The organism is Cryobacterium sp. GrIS_2_6, from assembly GCF_035984545.1.
Classification (GTDB): domain Bacteria; phylum Actinomycetota; class Actinomycetes; order Actinomycetales; family Microbacteriaceae; genus Cryobacterium.
The window spans coordinates 423,020-439,808 of record NZ_JAXCHP010000001.1; the positions used below are offsets into that span (position 1 = coordinate 423,020).

A 16,789-nucleotide genomic window follows, 5' to 3' on the forward strand; every position below is an offset into this window, starting at 1 on the left:
CGAAACCTTCCGCCCCACCACCTCGAAATGGACACTTACAAATGCCTGTACTGACCGCCACCGCGCCCCGCGTCGCCGTCCTGAAAGCCGAACTCATCGAACTGCAGGTCACAAGGAAGGCAATCGACGACGCGATATACGTGACCATCGTCACAATCGCCAAGCTCGGGTTCGCCGAGTCACGGACCGCACGCCTAGATACTCTCAACCGGATGGTGGCGGCATCGTGAGCAAAGCAGAAGAGGTCCTGAACGAGCACCTCTGCCCAGACTGCGAGGAGACATATGTCGCCAGCTCCTGGGATGACGAGGACAGCGTGTACTGCTGCGACGGTACACCTTATGACCTGGAAGCGGACCTGTACTCCGCTGAATACGCGACCGGTGAAATCGGCAATGAAGGATACTTGGAATCAGTGCACAGGGCGATCGCTGAGGTAGAGCGTAAGCGTGAGCTGTGTGCCGCTGTTTCCAAGCGTGGGCAAGACCAGACGGGGGCGGCATGAACGCCGATCCCTGCAACACTGCGCTTGCTGACCAGCGGATGAAGCCAGACCCGGTTCCGAGGTCTGGGAGCTCGCAATCGAGGAGGCTGCCGAAACGGCGTCGCTCCGGTCAGACTTCAGAGAACGATCCGTGACCGGTTGGACCGCTTACACGAAAAGTTAGAAACGGGCCAAGCTCGGCCAGCGCCGGGTGGAGATGGCATCGGCCCGGCCGGAACGCGGCGTCGATGAAAACGGCCAGACTTCTATCCAGCAGCCCGGAGTATAAGGAACGGCGGCTCCTCCATCGGACCGACGTCACGAGCCTTCCTCCTTCATACCCCGAACGTTTCGTACCCTCACTTCAGGGCGAACCGGAACTTCTTGCGCAAGCATGCATTTCCACGTGGCGAGTAGTCGTAGTTGGAACCTCTAGTCCACTCAGGTGGTACTGGTTTTCTGGCGAGGTGGTACTGGCAGCGGGTCGTTGACCGCCGCTGCCAGCACCGCCCCGGTGAGTCCTATTCCCAGTGTTCCTTGTTGGCGCGGGCGGTGTCGTCGCGTAGCTTGCGCATGTCGACGCGGCCCAGGTTGATGGTGCGGGAATGGTTCGCGAGCCGGTTCACGATCGAGTCCGCCGCCACTCGATCCGGGAGGGCCTCGACCCAGTAGGCCGGCCCGGACTGGGAGGCGATCACGGTCGGTAGGCGGTGCTCCCTGTTCGCCAGCACCGCGAACAGGTCGCTGGCGGCGTCGCTGTCGATGCCGACGGTGAGGAAGTCGTCGATGATGAGCAGGTCGACGTCGGAGAGCTCGTTGAGCAGTCGCTGGTGGGCGATGCCATCGCCTCGGCTGATGATCAGGCGCCGGGCGAGGTCGTCCATCCGTGCGTAGGTGACGGTGTGCTCGTTCAGGCAGGCGGCGATCCCGATCGCGCAGGCGAGATAGCTCTTGCCGCCGCCGCTGGGCGAGATGATGAGCAGGTTCGTCGGATCGGCCCGCCAGGAATGAGCCGCGTATCGGCGCATCCGGACCGGGGTGATGCCACGGCCTTCGCGGTAGTCGAGCTCAGCGACCGACGCGTTCGGGATCGGGAACTTCGCCTGCCGGATGAGTTTCTCGATCCGGCTGTGTCGTCGCTGCTCGAGCGCGTAGTCGATCGCGGTCAGAAACAGCTGTTCCGGGGTGAGGGTGTCGTTGGTCTCGTCCCGGATGAGTTCCTCGAACCGGGTCGCGACGTGGGTGACCCTCAGGGCCCGGAATTTGTCGTAGTCGATGCTGGTGAACATCAGAGTTCTTCCGTTCCGCGGGCGTAGTGGGAGGCGTCGCGGACATAGACGTCCAGAAGGGTGTCGCGGAACGCGACGGTGCTGGCCGGTTTCCGTGTCGAGGCCGCGGGGATGAGCGGGCCGGGCCGTTTGCGGTCGCTGTCGATCGCGGCCATCATCCGCTTCAGCGTCGAATACGTGGCGTGGCCGCGCTGGTTGATCAGCTCCTGGCAGGTCGCTTCCAGCCGCCCCCGGTTCCTTTTGCCGAGGCCCTCGAGGATGTTCTGGCAGTCCAGATACCCCTGCGCCTCGATCTTCTGCCGGTCGAGGACCTGCTCGATGACCGTCACTGTCGCCGGGCCGAAGGAGCGGGCGCGGTCCACGAACCAGCGCCGGGACCACAGCCCCTCGATGTCGCGGTGCTGGGTCGGGACATGCTCGGGGAGGGTGGAGTACTGGCCCTTCCGGCCGAGCTTGCGGGCGTGTTCGGAGACGATGTCCTGACCGTCGAACACTGTCACCCGTGATGACGTCAGCCTCACCCGCAGCAGCCGGCCCGCCATCTTGAACGGGACGGAGTAGTGCTGCCCGTCGCAGCTGAGGTGGTAGTTGCGGCCGGCCTTGAGTTCTTTCCACTCCACTTCCTCGAACCGGTCGCCCGGCAGTGGGCCCAGCTGGGCGGCTTCCTCGGCCTGAAATACCTCCCACCGGGTGGTGTCGTTCGCCCGGCGGATGTCATGGTTGATCTCCTTCACCCGCACTGCGATCTCGGCGTTCAACTCGCCGAGGGTGGTGAAGACATCCTCGGCGAGGTAGCCGATGACGCGTTTGTTCACGACGTTCACCGCCGATTCCACGGCCGCCTTGTCACGCGGGCGGCGAACTCGGGCGGGAACGACCGCGGTGCCGTAGTGGTCGGCGAGCTGCTGGTAGCGGGCGTTGACGATCCGTTCCGTGTCTCCCTGGGTGCGCCGGTGGGTCGCGGTGGTGGGATTGTCCGGGACGAGGATCTGCGGGACGCCGCCGAAGAAAGAGAACGCCCTCACGTGGGCGTCAAGCCAGGCCTCGGACTTCATGTTCGTCGTCGCGTGGCAGAACAGCGCCCCGGAAAACGGCAGCACCGCCAGGAACAGATAGGCGCGGGTGGTCTCACCGGTGACCGCGTCCGCCAGGTCGATGGTGTCGCCGGCCCAGTCGATGAGCATCGCCCGGCCGGGCTCGTGCTGCAGCGTCGCGACCAGGTCATTGGTCCGCAGGTGCTCACCGAACAGGTGGCAGTACTGCGCATACCCATACTTCTTGCTCTGCCCGCTGACACCGACATACTTGCGCCAGCTCTGCTGCAGGGTGAAGTGCCGGTTGGCTTTCATCGACCGCAGCACGGCGGGAAAGTCCGGGGCCTCGTACTCGTCAGAGACCCGTTTACGCCCGTCGGGGAAGAGCGCCTGAATGTCGGTGTCGGTCATCGATTCCGCCGACCCCGCCGTGATGCTGCGAGCGGTGATGGTCTTCTTCACCGCCGAGATGTCGCGCCGGGAGCACCCGACGATCTCGACGATCTCGTTGTAGCTGCGCCCCTGGAGCACGAGCTCCATGATCTTCCGGTAGTTGGCCATACTGCCTCCGTCTCATCGAAGCAGCGACACCGTTGTGCCCCCGCTTCGACTAGAGAATCGGAAAAGGTCAGGCCGTACCAACTACCCAGAACGAGGGGTACCAACTACGTGGACTGAAGGTACCAACAAGGGCTACTCGCCATCCACGTGACGAACCCGCAATCAGACTGGCTACACACAACTGCAAGGCCAAAGGAAGTAAAGATATGTCAAAGGTAATCAGCGAGACAGTGCACGCAGCAATCCTCAGCGAGATCGAAGATTCAGGGTCAGCCGATCTCATCTGCGCCTTCGCGAACCTCGAAGAGAGTGACGCCGAGGGTCGGGAAGGTCTCACTACTCCAAGCTCGACGTTCGACCTCTACGTCGACGGGTTCGGGCAGGACCCCATCAACCTTTCTACGCTGCTGAAAGGTGCTTCGAACGCCGACGCAGATACATTCTTAGACGCTGTTGAAACGGCAGTCTCCGACTGGTGCCAAGATGCTGGACTGAGCGCCGGAATCGGCTCAGATGTCGACGATGCCGGCCGCATTCACTTCAGCGTTACTACCGCCGCGTAGCACCACCAAGCCCGACCAGGCGGGGTCTTGGTCGGGCTTCTTCATGCCTCCGTACTCAACCCAAGCTCTTCCGTTCCCAGCCACACTTCGTCCCCGCGCAACTCAACGCCGGCCGCCCACGCTTCATCGCCCACCGGCAGTTTGGCCTGCTCGCTGTCCTTCGAGGGTTCCATATCGGTCAGGCTACCCGCGGACTGAGTTTTGTGATGGTGACAATGACACCAAGCTCCGCATCACCGATGGTGCCGGCGCCGTGGAGGATGCCGGGCTCGCCGATCGTGAGGTTGAGGTCGTTGATGGGGCCGCCGGGCCGCTCGTCTTCCGGGTAGCTGTCGTCGTCATCGGCGACCTCGTGCAGTAACCAGGCGATAACCGTGTGGCCGTCGGCGCCGATCTCTATGATGCCGACGGTGCCGTCGCCGGTAGCCGTGTAGATGCCGGGCGAGTCTGCGCTTGTGAGCTGGTTCATGCCTGCTTCATGCGCGGGGCTGGCTCGGTCAGGAGGTCCGCCATTCAGGGCGTATTTCTGGAAGCGGCTCGGCGTCGATCCAGAGGATGGGAGCGGCGGTCGTCCCGACTTCTCCGGTCACGTCGTCTGGGTCACGGAAGGACCACCAGCCACAGGCGCCTTTGGCAAGCTCAAAGAGGTCGACGGCGTACATTCGACCGTCGGCGGTCAGGTGCGGTCCAGAGCTGCCTCTGGCAACGCCGCGGCCTATCTTGATAGAGCCGTTCTTATAGATTCGGACGACGACGATCTCTGCATCCGTGATTGCTGTGTAGCTCCACCCGCGGAGGGACCCAAGGTTTATTAGGCGAGGCCCGAGGCCGTTGTCCATCACGGTAGGGGCTCGAAGGGCGGACCGGGCAGCTGCTCGACCGAAAGCACGATGCCTCCGGTGAAGTGGACGGCACGGTCAACGTCGATGAAGTCGATCAATGCAGGAGTACCCGACTCCAGCCGGACCCCAGCGCATGGTGCGTACGGAATGCCCTCGGCCGGCGAGGCCATAGCCCGGCCGGTGACAATGTGCCTGGCGTGGAGGATCACCTCGCGGGTGGTGGTGATACGGAAGAGCGAGAGTTGAGTCAAGTCGTGTGTGGTGGGCATGACTCTTACATGCGCGGGACATTGTCAGAATCGATCTCCACGATCTCCACGATCTCCACGATCTGCACGATCTGCACGACGTCAACAACCAGGCCGCCAGTCCAACCGCCGCCGTCAGCCCACTGGACGACGGCCGACTCCCCAATCTCGAAGTTACAGCCGACGGCCGCCCTCTGCGGAGCGCCCTCGCCGATCGCTACCTCGGAGTGAGCGGAAGTCCGGCTTCGAAGGAACGTGACGGTTTCGTCCGCGCTGGTCGTGATGCGGAAGATGTTAAACGTTCGCGGGTTGGGTGTGGTGGGGTGGTTCGGGAAATCCGTTTGGGCAAGCTGTGCGGGGGAGTTTCGCTTCTCGCCGCGGGACCGTTCCAGCGAAGAACTGAACATTTTCCACGGTATGGATTTGCTCGGTGGGGCGGACGCCGTTCCCTTCGGTCCGGAGACCGGCGCGGCCCTCTATTTCCGTGGGGTTCGTGGCATCTTAACCAGAAGGATGAGCATATAGATCCAGGCCCCGAAGACGATGGCCGCTTCTAGGATGTAGAAAAGTGGTTTTGGCTGATCGAGTCCGAGGAGCAGAATCTCCAGGGCGACGAAGGGCCCGACGATGACGCCGATCCAGTTCCGGACTCGGCGGCCCCTCGGTGCAGGTGTGGGCCTCATGAGATTCGACCGTCGGCCGAGGACACAAGAGCGAATACGACGCGGCTGGCGTCGCGAGTGCTGTCTGGGCAGGGCATGCCGCCAGAGTAGCGGTGAATGCGTTCGTCGCAGTGCCAAACAACCACAGTCCGTCGGGGATACGCTCCCACGGCGGTATGGAGACTGTCGAGTAGCGAGGCCAGTTCGAAAAAACGCACTTGAGCGTCTAACAAAAAGCTGGCGAGCTTGCCCACACACCCCCTGGTCTGGGGCGAGAAACGCGACTCTGCAAGCAATATGGTTTGCTCAAGCGTGCTCAGCATTTTGGTGTGTATGGATTCGCTTCGGGACCAGTCGTCATTAGCGAAACGGGGGTTTTGGTGAGCACAGTCAACATCCTGAGGGCAATGAATAGGTGGATCAGACACCGGGAGACATCGTTGGGCCGCTGTTCCAGAGACGGGTCGGCGCAGTGAAGTTGCGGTATCGACGACAGCTTTCGTCGTTCGCGTTGCTGTGCGTCCTCGCCATCGGCCTCCTGACTTCCTGCTCCGTTATTGGAAACTCCGCCAAATCATGGCTTGAGGGCAGTCCTCTCGTTAGCAGCGCGAAGGTGTTCACATGCTGGTGCGTCCCGAGAGTCACCGCCACCCTCAGAGATTCCGTCACCGAGAGTCAGGTACGCCAGTTCGCAGTCGAAGCTTCGGACTACCTCAGGCGCGTCAATTCCGCCAAGGCTCCCCAAGACACGGTGGATATCGACCTTGACTACCGCAGCGCCTCCTTCGCGATAAAAGAGGACCGGAACGTGACCACGCAGATAGTGGACAGGGCTTTGGCCGTCAGCCACGATCCGCGAGTGACCTCTGTGGCCGCCTCCGAATCCTTCACTTCGATCTCCACGTCCAGAGATCAGCTGGCAGACGTGTATGCCCGCTATGCCAACCCTGAAAAGCTCCAACTCACTGTCTATGACGACAAGACGAGTTTGAATTTCCATGTCGGCGACAACGACCCCACTGGGTCGCTAACGTGCACACCACAAGCGGCTCTTGTCGCAGAAGCGCGCAATCTTCTCGCCGATTCGCGCGTCACGGGCGCCCGTCTCGACCTGTGCAGTGCGGTGGACGTGGCGGTGACCAAAGCCAATGACGCCGCAGCCATCCGCTCTCGTTTTCTTGAGCTAGCCTCAGACCCGGCGCTCAGTTTCGTGAAGTTTTCTGTGAGCTCGGGTGGTTCCAAGGACAACCCTTACGACCCAAGCCTTCCCCTGTCTTCCACTTCCTCGTTTTACGGGGTAACTCTCGACACTCTTGCCGTACTGAAGCTCCTCGAAGTGACACCTGGAGTGCAGGGGTACGACATGGGCTACATCCTCCAGGTCTGGGTGTCCAACCCCGCCAAGCTGAGATCGGTAGTGGAGAGGGTGAATGCGCGGGCCGTCGCTGCGGGAATTCCAGGCATCCGGTTCTCGTCCGGAAACGTCAGCGTCTCCGACGACAAGGACGCCGGACCGATGTCTGCCCAACTTGACCTCATCGACGAAATGGCCAGACTCCAATCGGCCAACACCGAGCTCACGTTCGATGTGAACGCAATGGACATCACCATCAGTATCCCGAAGTACACGTCGAAACTCGGCCACGCAGTCGTTCAGGCGGGTCTCGAGGAACGCCCGTCCCGTGAATACGGCACGGAACCTCACGCCCTCCGCCTGCACAGCCAGATGACGTTGTCCGCAGCCTCCGTCTCGACTACAACCCGCGCCCGTTCCCGCTCTGCGGCCTGACGCGCCCGAACTTTCCTCGCAACGTCCAGCAGGTCCCACATTTGCTCGCCGGTCAGAGAAACCCCGCGGGCACCGGTGCAACGGGTTCGCCCGCGGATGAGGGCGAAGTGGGTGCGGAACACCGGTGCCGCGATCTGCGCCTGTGCGTCGTGGAAGAACACCACGTTGGAGACGGGCCCGGTGCCGTCGTCGAGGGAGAGGAACACAACGCGTTTGCCGCTTCGCATCGGGGGCGTGTGGGTGGCCCGGCGGACCCCGGCGACGAGGACCTCGGTGCCACCCGGAAGGTTCACGAGCTCCGACGCGGGCGTGACCCCGAGTTCTTTGAAGAGGGGGTAGAACCGGGTCACTTGGTGGTGGCTGACGGCGAGGCCGAGGTCTCGGAGTTCCACGTCTGTTTGGGTGCGGCCGCGGAGGTCGAGGGCGGTGACCGACCGGTAGAAGTCGGGCAGTGGCAGTTCGATGTCGAAGGCGAGCTGGTCGGGGCCGACGGGGAGGGCGCGGCCGCCGAGGCCCTGGATGTAGGCGAGCAGGTCGCCGCGGCGGGCCCGGTCGTAGCCGATGAACGAGTCGAGGGCGCCGACCCGGGCCAGGGCTTCGAAGGTGCGCCGGCGCGGCCGCACCCGGTCCCGGAAATCCTGCAGGGACGAGAACGGCTGATGCTCTGCGATCCGCTGCCGCTCTGTCGCGGTGCATCCGGCGAGTTCGGGCAGGGCGAGGCGGATGGCGAGCTGCCCGTCGCCCTGCTGCTCGACCCGATATTCCAACGCTGACTTCTGGATGTCGAGGCCGAGGACGGGAACGCCGAGGTTGCGGGCTTCGGCGACGATGAGGTCCTTGGGCCACATGCCCGGGTCGTGGGTGAGGAGCCCGGCGAAGAAGGGTGCCGGGTGATGCGTTTTCAGCCAGGCGCTCTCGTAGGAGGTCCGGGCGGACGCCGCCCCACGGGCTTTGGCGAAGCCGAAACTGCCAAACCCGGACAGAACCTTCCATGCCCGGTCGGTGACCGGGCGCTCGAACCCGCGGGTGGCAGCTTGCTCCCGCACGTACGTTTCGATCTCGGCGAGGTCGCCGGATTTGCCGACGTGCCGGCGGAACACGTCGGCTTGGCCCATCCCGCAGCCGGTGAGCTCGTCAAAGATGCGCATCACCTGTTCGTGGAAGACGACGACACCGTTGGTTTCAGCGAGGAACGGTTAACACGTTCACGTACATCGTGATCGCCCTCGCCTCTGTGGTCGAGAACATGCGTCAGATGCTGAGCTTCTACAAGCGCAAACTCGCGATCACGGCGGTGACGGCAAAGAACCGCGAGCTCCCGGGCACGTTCTGGCAGAGCGCCGGGCCCGCTCCCGTCAACGATGAGGGTCTACAACCGCCCGGCTAGAACTAGCCAGCTCCCAACACACCCCGCTTACCCGCAATGCGAGTCCCTTCGGCGTACCTGCAGCGTCAGGTGCGCCTTTTTTGCGTCTAACCCCGGGCATTGCTCGGCCGCGAAGAGGCGAGGGCAATCGTTTTCGGGCAAAAAAAATAGGCCGGACAACCGATATCGGTTGTCGCGACCTATTTCCCAAACGGAAGTCCGGAATACTCCAAAACTCTCTGGTGGTCATACGGAGTGCATGCGCGGAGCGTCCCAAAAACGACCGGTTGTGGGACCGCCGCCCGAAAGTCGGACGCGCCGCGCATGGTTATCCCAGAAGTCGTCCTAGTAGCTTTCCATTCCCGGAAGCTCCAGTTGACGTATTCGGGAAGGCAACATGTCGATCATCGGCTACGCACGAGTCTCCACCGAGGACCAGAACCTCGACGGACAGCTTCTGGCCTTGAACGGAGCAGGCGCCGAGAAGATTTTTCAGGATCACGGAGTCAGCGGCACAAAGACGACCAGGCCTGGACTTGACGCGGCGCTCGCCTACCTCAGAGACGGCGACGTCCTTCTGGTACATCGCCTAGACAGGCTGGGGCGGTCGACTCTTCATGTGCTCGCGTTGATCCAGGAACTGGGGGGTAAGGGCGTCGGCTTCCGATCGCTCACAGAGAGTGTAGACACAACCACTCCCGCGGGGCGACTGCTCCTGACCCTCTTGGCCGGCCTGGCCTCCATGGAGAGGGAAGTGACTGTGGAGCGGACCCGCGCCGGTCTCGCCGCTGCCCGAGCCCGCGGTCGCATCGGTGGTCGTCCGAGGGCGCTGACCGCTGCACAGATCGAGCTGGCCAAGATTATGTATGCCCGAGGCACAGCGGTCTCGGCCATCGCTGCCGAGCTGGGGTGTGGCCGCTCCACGGCCTACCGGGCTCTAGAGGCTGCCTAGTCATTCCAGACAACGACGAGATCTTCCGCGCTGTACCGGGTGCCGCTTCCTGCGGTCATGATCACGACAGTCAGCAGTCGGGCCACCACATCGCGCTGGGCGCTCATGTCCAGCTCATCCCATTTTTGTTGAACGTCGCCACCGGTCAGATGGGCAAGAGGTGTTGACGGCCGCGCCGTATCGAGCATCCGCTGAGCTTTCGTTCGAGCCTCGCCGCTGGCTGCCGTCATGCTCCGCAGTTGCTCCCGCGTGATCTCTCCGGCCATGAACATCTGGCTGACCACGAGGTCCTTGGCGTTGACGGCGTCGATTGCTGACTGGGCCTTTTCGGCGACACCGCTGTCACTGGTCGCAAACAGATCGATCGCATCCGGCATCCCGAGCCGCCCAACGACGAGCTCAACAATAGAGGCGTCCACAGCCTCCTGGTGCCTCCTCACCTTGTAACAGATCGAGCAGTTGTACGCCGGCGGCTGTCGTTTGGTTGCACCGGTCTTCTCGCTGACGACGGTCCTGCCAATCTGCCGGCGCATCACCCCACCGCACAACCCGCAGAGTGCAAGACCCGACAACAGATACTTGAACCCCGGGCCGACATGGTTTGACCGTCGCGCCGGGTCTTTCAGTAGGGCGACCAGCCGTTCGTAGGTGGCCTGATCATAGAGCGGTTCGGTGGTCGACTGACCGATAATTCGGCCTTGGTATTGCCGGAGACCGGCATTGGTTGGCCGGAGCAAAATCTGTCTGAGGATCGTCGAGTTCCAGAGTGGAGCTTTTGGCCCGTGGATCCCGCGGGCGTTGAAATCCGTGACGACGGATCGCAACGACTCGAGGGCCAGGATCCGTTCGGCTGCTTCTCGGACGACGGCCCCATACTCCGGATGGATTTTGTCCTGGCCTATACCCGCCGAATCCTTGGTCCGGGCGTATCCGTAGGGCGCATATCCGTGTGGCTCGCCGGCCTGAGCCTTCTGCAGGAATTTGCGCTTCAGCCTTGTGCTCATTGCTTCGGTCTCGTACCCCGCGATCGTCCCGAGGGTTCTCGCCATCATCCGGCCGACGGGGGTCGATAAGTCAATCTCGCCGGTGGTAGTTGCGAGCTCAAGTTTGAGGTCATTCGCCATATTGATGAACCCTTCGAGCTCCATAGGCTTTCGGGTCAACCGGTCTATCGAGTACGCGACGATTGCCTGGATTGCGCCGGAGCGCACGTCCGCTAGCATTCTCTCGAACTGCGGCCGCGGCTTCTTGGACGATGCGCTCACATCGTTATCGACGTAAATCCCGGCGACATCCCACTCCAGCTTGGCGGCCTTCACGATGCAGTCCTGGCGCTGGCGCTCAACACCGAGCCCCTCTCCCGCGGAATCCATGGAAATCCGGCAGTAAATCGCAGCTCTCATAGCTACATCGTAATGTCTGTTTCTTTCCGCTCGTATTCCTGATCCTCCCCATGACGATCCTGTTCGCGATCTTCCCCGGCCTCTTCATCCTGCAGGCCGGTTTCTGACCGTGCCTGCCTCGACCGCATACCTGGACCGCTCCCTGGCACCCTCACCACCTGCACGAAAACCTCTGACACGACAACCACTGACACGACGACCACCGGGAAGAGGAGACGAACATGAACACCCTGACGCAGCGCATCCGCAGCCAGTGGAAGGCGAGGTACGACGACACCGGGGACGTGCCCGGCTGGGTCCTGTTTACGCTGATGACCGCCGGGCTGGTGATCGTGATCTGGGGTCTCGCCGGGCCGGCGCTGAGCGGCATCTTCCAACAGGCGATCAACCGGGTGAGCGGACTCTGACGCGTTCGGCCTGCCCTGCGCAGCGCGTCGCGCCGCAGACCGGCGGTCGGCGAGGGATGCTGCGCCGCGATTTCGGTGCCGACCGCGGCTCCTCGCCGGCCGAGTTCGTGCTCGTCGCGGCACTCCTGACGGTGCTGACCCTCACCGTGCTTCAACTCGCACTCGCGCTGCACGTGCGCAACACCGTGCTCGATGCCGCCGCCGAGGGCGCCCGTTACGGTTCGCTCGCCGACACCGGCCTGGATGCCGGCACCGCGCGCACCCGGGACCTGATCGTGGCCGCGCTCGGTCCCGCCTTCGCGACCGACGAGACCGCGACCTACGCGAGTGACGGAGGCTACCCGACAGTGCGGATGCGGGTGGTCGTCCCGCTTCCGCTGCTCGGGTTGCTTGGCCCCGATCGGAGCCTGGAGGTGATCGGGCGTGCCGTCGTCGAAGGCTCGGACTGAGGCACACGGCACCCATCGTCCAGCCCCCGCCGGTTTCGAGGAACGAATCTCCCGCCGACTTCGCTCTGACCACGGGTCGGCGTCCCTCGAATTCATCACGACGGGCATGATCCTCCTTGTGCCGCTCGTCTACCTCGTGCTCGCCATGTCCGTGCTGCAGGGCGGCGCGCTCGCTGTGGAGGGAGCCGCCCGGCAGGCCGCCCGCGTCTATGTGCGCGCGCCGAGCGAGGCAGTCGCGGCGGAGCGGGCTCAGCGCGCGGTCGACTTCGCCCTCGCCGACTACGGCCTTCCGGCCGGGGACGCGCAGGTGTCGATCGACTGCGCGGCCGCGGCCGGCGGATGCCTGAAACGTCGCACCGCAGTGACGGTCACCGTGCGCCTGCGGGTGCCCCTGCCCCTCGTGCCGGACGTGCTCGGCCTGGCCGGGACGGCGAGCGTGCCCCTCGAGTCGAACGCGACCCAGACCGTGTCCCGATTCTGGCAGCCGGGGACCGGACCATGACCGTGCGACCACGAGGCAGGGCGCCCGAGGTGCGAGCCGGTGACAGGCCGGACGACCTCTCGGACGACACCGGTTCCACCCTCCTGCTCACCATCTTCTACAGCTTCCTCGCGCTCGTCGTGATCCTCCTGGTCGTGGCAGCATCGTCCCTCTACCTCGAGCGGAGTCGCCTGCTCACCCTTGCGGACGGTGCCGCGCTCGCCGCAGCTGAGGCGTACACTCTCGACGCGGTCACCATCGCCCCGGATGGTTCGGCGGTCCCGCTGCGCACCGAACTCGATTCCGCAGCGGTCCGCACGGCAGCGGATGCCTACCTCGCGACGGCCCCGCACCCCACCCTCGAGAAACTGGTCGTGAGTCGGGCGGCATCCGCAGATGGTCAGAGTGCGACGGTGTCCCTGAGTGCATACTGGCGCCCGCCCGTCCTCACCCTCGTGCTGCCGGCGGGTGTTCCCCTCGAGGTGTCTGCCGTCGCCCGCTCGGTCTTCCGGTAGAGGCGCACGCGGGGCTACTCTCTACAGTGAACCGGGAGGAACCGGGACGAACCGGGACGAAGGGGAACGAAGCGGGACGAACCGGGACGAACCGGAACGAACCGGGACGAACCGGGACGAACCGGGACGAACCGGGACGAACCGGGACGAACCGGGACGAACCGGGACGAACCGGAAGGAACTCGAAGGAACCCTAAGGAACCCGAAGGAACCCGAAGGAACCCGAAGGAACCGGGAGGCCCCATGTTCGCCGATCGCCGCGACGCCGGCCGCCTGCTCGCCGAGCTCGTCGCCGAGCTGAACCTCACCGACCCCGTCGTCTACGCGCTGCCCCGCGGCGGAGTGCCGGTCGCCCTCGAGGTCGCCCGGCGGCTGCACGCTCCCCTCGACCTGATCCTCGTGCGCAAGCTCGGTGCACCCGGATTCCCGGAGGTCGCGATGGGCGCCGTCGTGGACGGGGAAGACGCCCAGATGATCGTCAACGAGGACGTCTTCGTCGAGAGCGGGGCCGACGCCGCGGGACTCGGCCGGTCCAGGCGCCGGGAGCTCGCCGAGATCGAGCGGCGGCGGGCGGTCTATCTCGGAGACCGCCCCCGGTCGAACCCCGACGGTCGGGTCGTCGTGGTCGTCGACGACGGGCTCGCCGCGGGAGCGACCGCCAAGGCTGCCCTCGCCGCAGTGAAGCGCGCGGGCGCCGCGCGTATCGTCCTTGCGGTGCCCGTCGCCCCGGCCGATGCCCTGGAGGAGATGCGGGGACTCGCCGACGACGTGGTCGTGGTGCAGACCCCCGAGCAATTCTGGGCGATCGGACAGTTCTACGTCGACTTCCACCAGCTGTCCGATGAGGAAACGGTCACACTCCTGAAGGAGGCGTGGGCCGGGCCGTGAACCGTCCCGCCACCCGCTAGCCTCGAATTCGAGCGCGATCCGCGCGGCACGACATCGTGAACGAGACAGGGGCCCCCGCGTGACGGCGAAATCCGAACGGCTGGCCGGGGCCGGTGCCCAGCTCGCCACCGAGGTCAGCATCAACTACGGCTCCTCGCTCGCCGGACTCGCGATCCCGATCGTGGGTTCCCCCGTCGTCGTCGCGGCCAGGCAGATCGTAATGGCCTGCGCGCTCCTGCCGTTCTACCGACCGAAACTGTCCACCCTGACGTGGCGGCTGCTCTGGCCCGCGCTCCTGCTCGGACTCGATCTCGCCGTGATGAACCTCGCCTTCTACGAGGCGGTGCACCTGCTCGGGCTCGGCATCGCTGCGACGATCGAATTCCTGGGCCCATTCTCCCTCGCCCTGGTAACCTCGCGGCGACCGCTCGACTTCCTCTGCGCGACCACGGCGGCCGGGGGAGTCTTTCTGCTGACCTGGTCCTCCGGAGAGATCAACCTGCTCGGCCTGTTCTACGCTCTCGTCGCGGCGGCGGCGTGGGCCGGGTATATCATGCTGACCCGACGGGTTGCCCTGACCTTCCCCGGCCTCGAGGGCATCTCGATCGCGAGTGTCGTCAGCCTCACCCTGCTCGTGCCGTTTGCGCTTCTCACCGTCGACGACAGCCGGCTCGACTGGGGTGTGCTCGGTCTGCTGCTCGCGATCGGGGTGCTCTCCTCTGCATTCCCGTACGTGCTCGACACCTACATCCTGCGCCGGATCACCCCGCGCCTCTACGCGATCATCACGAGCTTCGGACCGGTCATCGCGGCGATCTTCGGTGTGCTCGTGCTCGGGGAGACCCTGTTGCTCCAGCAGCAGATCGCGATCGTCGTGGTCTGCCTGGCCGCGGGCGCCGCGATTGCGACCCAGCGCGACCGCCCGATCTCCGACCTGGAGGCGACAGCGGGCGCCATCCCGTAGTCCAAGACCGGCGCTTATATGAGCTTGACGGTTATATAAGCCGAAGGCATACTAAAGCAATGCAGACCACGGGCAGTTCGCCGACCGATACCCATGCCGGGGGTATGCAAACCGCGTTCGATGTCCTTGTCGACCCGAATCGCCGATTGATCCTTGCCGAGTTGCGGCTCGGCGTGCGCAGCACCGGCCAGCTCGCGGCGCACCTGGGCCTCAGCCAGCCCGGGACCTCCCGGCATCTGCGTACCCTGCGCGAGGCGGGCTTCGTCACCGTGGAGCCCCGCGCCCAGCAACGCATCTACTCGCTCGCATCCACCGCGTTCGACGACCTCGACGACTGGCTGCAGGGGTGTCGCCCGGCTGCCGCAGCGCGGAGCGACCAGCCTGTCGAGTCTGCGTCCCTGCGGGCCGAAGCTGATGCCGACCCGAGCGACCTGCAGTCCACCCCACGGCTCTCCGCGGGCCGGACCGCTCCTTCGGGACCAGCGAAGTCCCCGAAGTCCCCGAAGTCCCCGAAGTCCCCGAAGTCCCCGAAGTCCCACAAGAAATCCGCCAAGTCGAAGGCAGGGAAGTCCCGGAAGTCGGCACAGTCGGGCGGTTCGCGGAAGTCCTGAGCCCGCACCGGTCCGGCGCGCCCTCGCGCGCCAATTCCGCCGTTGCGCGCCGTGCACGCCTGGCGCGGAGCGGCGGAAAAGGCGCGCGAAGCAGGAACGCGCGGCGACGTCGGTCCCCGGACGCCGAACGCGGCGCCGCTACTCGACGATGATGCCCAGGTGACCGGCCATGATCGGAGCGAGGAGGCTGAGCTGGGAGTCGTCGATCGTGGCGCCACGGAGGCCCTCGAGACCACGGATGACGCTGAAATCGCTTCCGCGCAGGTCGACGTCCTTGAGCGTGGCCCTCGTCACGTCGAGAGTGCCGATCCGGCAGTCCCGGAGCTCGAGGCGCTGCACAGTCGCGCTGCCGAGGTCGAGCTCCTCGATGATGCAATTGCTCAGCAGGACATCGTGCAGCTGGGCATTCCGCAAATTGACGAAGTCGAGCTTGCTGCCGTCGAATTGCACGGATCGGAGGCTCGACTCGTAGAGCTCGACCGAGCCGAGGCGGGAGTGCTCGACACGCACGTCGCGCCAGACCGAGCGGGGTGCGCTGAAGACGGCGGCGTGCAGTTCGCCCGCGACGCACTCCGACAGGGTTGCGCCGCGCAGTTTTGCATCGTTCAGCGAGACCGTGTGGAATTCGCACTCGCGCAAGGCGACCCCGGTCAGGTCCCGTCCGTCGATGTCGCAATCGCTGAAACGCTGCGCTTCGACGTCGGCGCCAGAGACGAGTTCTGAGCCATCGGCATCCGTGAGGTCGTCGAGGCGGATCGGGTCGAGAAGTGGAGGTTTGGTGCCGGAGCGGGCGCGCGCCACGCTCAGCCCTGCGTCGTGGGTACGGCGGAGACGGGCTCTGCGGAGACGGGCTCGAGCACGAAGACGGGGATGATCCGTTTGGTCTTGACCTGGTATTCGGCATAGTCGGGGTACGCCGCTACGGCGCGCTCCCACCACGCGGCGCGTTCGTCGCCTGTGACCTCACGGGCGACCATGTCCCATGTCCGGGTGCCGTCCTGCAGCTCGACCTCGGGGTGGGCGACCACGTTGGCGTACCAGACCGGGTTGCGCGGTGCGCCGCCGAGCGAGGCTATGGCCGCGTAGCAGCCATTGTGCTCGACGCGCATCAGCGGGGCCTTGCGGATCTTGCCGGATTTCGCACCGAGCGTGGTCAGCACGATGACGGGCATGCCGCGCATCGTGGTGCCCTGCTGGCCGCCGGAGCTCTCGTAGAGGGCGACCTGGTCGCGGACCCACTGCTGTGGGCTGGGTGCATATTCTCCGATGAGGGGCATGACA

24 protein-coding genes and 1 pseudogene are annotated in these 16,789 nt (G+C 64.7%); 13 read left to right on the forward strand and 12 right to left on the reverse strand.

Annotation, left to right across the window (positions count from 1 at the left end; all coding sequences use genetic code 11):
* The first annotated feature begins 41 nt into the window (after nucleotides 1-41).
* Both RCH22_RS01905 and RCH22_RS01910 read left to right on the forward strand, forming a co-directional pair.
* Complete coding sequence (locus RCH22_RS01905; protein ID WP_323508343.1) at nucleotides 42-230, forward strand: hypothetical protein; 189 nt, start codon at nucleotides 42-44, stop codon at nucleotides 228-230.
* On the forward strand, nucleotides 227-505 hold the full coding sequence (locus RCH22_RS01910) for a hypothetical protein (protein ID WP_323508342.1): 279 nt from the start codon (nucleotides 227-229) through the stop codon (nucleotides 503-505). Before RCH22_RS01905 ends, RCH22_RS01910 begins: the two co-directional genes overlap by 4 nt.
* 500 nt (nucleotides 506-1,005) lie before the next feature.
* Here the strand turns inward: RCH22_RS01910 and RCH22_RS01915 are convergent, their stop codons facing one another.
* Together RCH22_RS01915 and istA are read right to left on the reverse strand one after the other, a co-directional pair.
* The gene (locus RCH22_RS01915) at nucleotides 1,006-1,773 is read right to left on the reverse strand and encodes an ATP-binding protein (protein WP_323508341.1); all 768 of its coding nucleotides are present in this window, start codon (nucleotides 1,771-1,773) and stop codon (nucleotides 1,006-1,008) included.
* On the reverse strand, nucleotides 1,773-3,368 hold the full coding sequence (gene istA, locus RCH22_RS01920) for an IS21 family transposase (protein WP_327012619.1): 1,596 nt from the start codon (nucleotides 3,366-3,368) through the stop codon (nucleotides 1,773-1,775). Before istA ends, RCH22_RS01915 begins: the two co-directional genes overlap by 1 nt.
* Nucleotides 3,369-3,574: 206 nt before the next feature.
* Here istA and RCH22_RS01925 point away from each other — a divergent pair, with 206 nt between their 5' ends.
* Nucleotides 3,575-3,931 carry a hypothetical protein gene (locus RCH22_RS01925; protein ID WP_323508339.1) on the forward strand — a complete coding sequence of 119 codons (357 nt, stop codon included), beginning with the start codon at nucleotides 3,575-3,577 and terminating at the stop codon, nucleotides 3,929-3,931.
* 41 nt (nucleotides 3,932-3,972) lie between these two features.
* On the opposite strand, the gene RCH22_RS01930 is transcribed toward RCH22_RS01925, so the two are convergent.
* Genes RCH22_RS01930 through RCH22_RS01950 form a run of 5 tightly spaced genes read right to left on the reverse strand, consistent with a single transcriptional unit; the run spans nucleotide 3,973 to nucleotide 5,428 of the window.
* Nucleotides 3,973-4,104, reverse strand: a complete 132-nt coding sequence (locus RCH22_RS01930; protein WP_327012620.1) for a hypothetical protein — start codon at nucleotides 4,102-4,104, stop codon at nucleotides 3,973-3,975.
* Nucleotides 4,105-4,109: 5 nt separating this feature from the next.
* Nucleotides 4,110-4,400 carry a hypothetical protein gene (locus tag RCH22_RS01935; RefSeq protein ID WP_323508337.1) on the reverse strand — a complete coding sequence of 97 codons (291 nt, stop codon included), beginning with the start codon at nucleotides 4,398-4,400 and terminating at the stop codon, nucleotides 4,110-4,112.
* Nucleotides 4,401-4,428: 28 nt separating this feature from the next.
* Entirely contained in the window at nucleotides 4,429-4,770 is a 342-nt protein-coding gene (locus RCH22_RS01940; protein WP_323508336.1) for a hypothetical protein, read from the reverse strand.
* Nucleotides 4,770-5,042: a hypothetical protein gene (locus tag RCH22_RS01945; RefSeq protein ID WP_323508335.1), complete on the reverse strand. Its 273-nt coding sequence runs from the start codon at nucleotides 5,040-5,042 to the stop codon at nucleotides 4,770-4,772. The genes RCH22_RS01940 and RCH22_RS01945 overlap by 1 nt, the downstream gene beginning before the upstream one ends.
* Nucleotides 5,043-5,047: 5 nt before the next feature.
* Nucleotides 5,048-5,428, reverse strand: coding sequence for a hypothetical protein (locus RCH22_RS01950; RefSeq protein ID WP_327012621.1), 381 nt, complete (start codon nucleotides 5,426-5,428; stop codon nucleotides 5,048-5,050).
* A gap of 670 nt (nucleotides 5,429-6,098) precedes the next feature.
* Between RCH22_RS01950 and RCH22_RS01955 the strand changes: the two genes are divergently transcribed.
* Nucleotides 6,099-7,472, forward strand: coding sequence for a hypothetical protein (locus RCH22_RS01955; RefSeq protein WP_323508333.1), 1,374 nt, complete (start codon nucleotides 6,099-6,101; stop codon nucleotides 7,470-7,472).
* Here the strand turns inward: RCH22_RS01955 and RCH22_RS01960 are convergent.
* Together RCH22_RS01960 and RCH22_RS01965 are read right to left on the reverse strand one after the other, a co-directional pair.
* Nucleotides 7,385-8,320 carry a hypothetical protein gene (locus RCH22_RS01960; protein WP_323508357.1) on the reverse strand — a complete coding sequence of 312 codons (936 nt, stop codon included), beginning with the start codon at nucleotides 8,318-8,320 and terminating at the stop codon, nucleotides 7,385-7,387. The genes RCH22_RS01955 and RCH22_RS01960 overlap by 88 nt on opposite strands.
* A gap of 216 nt (nucleotides 8,321-8,536) precedes the next feature.
* A pseudogene (locus RCH22_RS01965) lies at nucleotides 8,537-8,653 on the reverse strand (hypothetical protein); the annotation flags it as partial.
* Nucleotides 8,654-8,688: 35 nt separating this feature from the next.
* Between RCH22_RS01965 and RCH22_RS01970 the strand changes: the two are divergent.
* Together RCH22_RS01970 and RCH22_RS01975 are read left to right on the forward strand one after the other, a co-directional pair.
* Nucleotides 8,689-8,859, forward strand: coding sequence for a hypothetical protein (locus RCH22_RS01970; RefSeq protein WP_323508332.1), 171 nt, complete (start codon nucleotides 8,689-8,691; stop codon nucleotides 8,857-8,859).
* A gap of 376 nt (nucleotides 8,860-9,235) precedes the next feature.
* The gene (locus RCH22_RS01975; RefSeq protein WP_327012622.1) at nucleotides 9,236-9,790 is read left to right on the forward strand and encodes a recombinase family protein; all 555 of its coding nucleotides are present in this window, start codon (nucleotides 9,236-9,238) and stop codon (nucleotides 9,788-9,790) included.
* Here RCH22_RS01975 and RCH22_RS01980 read toward each other — a convergent pair.
* The gene (locus tag RCH22_RS01980; RefSeq protein ID WP_323508330.1) at nucleotides 9,787-11,193 is read right to left on the reverse strand and encodes a recombinase family protein; all 1,407 of its coding nucleotides are present in this window, start codon (nucleotides 11,191-11,193) and stop codon (nucleotides 9,787-9,789) included. The genes RCH22_RS01975 and RCH22_RS01980 overlap by 4 nt on opposite strands.
* Nucleotides 11,194-11,414: 221 nt before the next feature.
* On the opposite strand from RCH22_RS01980, the gene RCH22_RS01985 reads away from it, so the two are divergent.
* The 7 genes from RCH22_RS01985 to RCH22_RS02015 all read left to right on the forward strand — a co-directional run bounded on the left by RCH22_RS01985 (nucleotide 11,415) and on the right by RCH22_RS02015 (nucleotide 15,508).
* Entirely contained in the window at nucleotides 11,415-11,600 is a 186-nt protein-coding gene (locus RCH22_RS01985) for a hypothetical protein (RefSeq protein ID WP_327012623.1), read from the forward strand.
* Between the two features lie 56 nt (nucleotides 11,601-11,656).
* Nucleotides 11,657-12,049, forward strand: a complete 393-nt coding sequence (locus RCH22_RS01990; RefSeq protein WP_327012624.1) for a TadE/TadG family type IV pilus assembly protein — start codon at nucleotides 11,657-11,659, stop codon at nucleotides 12,047-12,049.
* Nucleotides 12,024-12,551, forward strand: coding sequence for a hypothetical protein (locus RCH22_RS01995; RefSeq protein ID WP_327012625.1), 528 nt, complete (start codon nucleotides 12,024-12,026; stop codon nucleotides 12,549-12,551). The genes RCH22_RS01990 and RCH22_RS01995 overlap by 26 nt, the downstream gene beginning before the upstream one ends.
* Nucleotides 12,548-13,045 (forward strand): pilus assembly protein TadG-related protein, encoded by a 498-nt coding sequence (locus RCH22_RS02000; RefSeq protein ID WP_327012626.1) that lies wholly within the window; start codon nucleotides 12,548-12,550, stop codon nucleotides 13,043-13,045. The genes RCH22_RS01995 and RCH22_RS02000 overlap by 4 nt, the downstream gene beginning before the upstream one ends.
* A gap of 243 nt (nucleotides 13,046-13,288) precedes the next feature.
* Complete coding sequence (locus RCH22_RS02005; protein ID WP_327012627.1) at nucleotides 13,289-13,933, forward strand: phosphoribosyltransferase family protein; 645 nt, start codon at nucleotides 13,289-13,291, stop codon at nucleotides 13,931-13,933.
* A 79-nt stretch (nucleotides 13,934-14,012) separates the two neighbouring features.
* Entirely contained in the window at nucleotides 14,013-14,897 is an 885-nt protein-coding gene (locus RCH22_RS02010; protein WP_327012628.1) for an EamA family transporter, read from the forward strand.
* A 59-nt stretch (nucleotides 14,898-14,956) separates the two neighbouring features.
* Nucleotides 14,957-15,508, forward strand: a complete 552-nt coding sequence (locus RCH22_RS02015; protein WP_327012629.1) for a metalloregulator ArsR/SmtB family transcription factor — start codon at nucleotides 14,957-14,959, stop codon at nucleotides 15,506-15,508.
* 138 nt (nucleotides 15,509-15,646) lie between these two features.
* Here the strand turns inward: RCH22_RS02015 and RCH22_RS02020 are convergent, their stop codons facing one another.
* Together RCH22_RS02020 and RCH22_RS02025 are read right to left on the reverse strand one after the other, a co-directional pair.
* A complete protein-coding gene (locus RCH22_RS02020) occupies nucleotides 15,647-16,309 on the reverse strand; it encodes a pentapeptide repeat-containing protein (RefSeq protein WP_327012630.1) in 663 nt (220 codons plus the stop codon).
* 2 nt (nucleotides 16,310-16,311) lie between these two features.
* Nucleotides 16,312-16,785: a nitroreductase family deazaflavin-dependent oxidoreductase gene (locus RCH22_RS02025; RefSeq protein WP_327012631.1), complete on the reverse strand. Its 474-nt coding sequence runs from the start codon at nucleotides 16,783-16,785 to the stop codon at nucleotides 16,312-16,314.
* Nucleotides 16,786-16,789 lie beyond the last annotated feature (4 nt).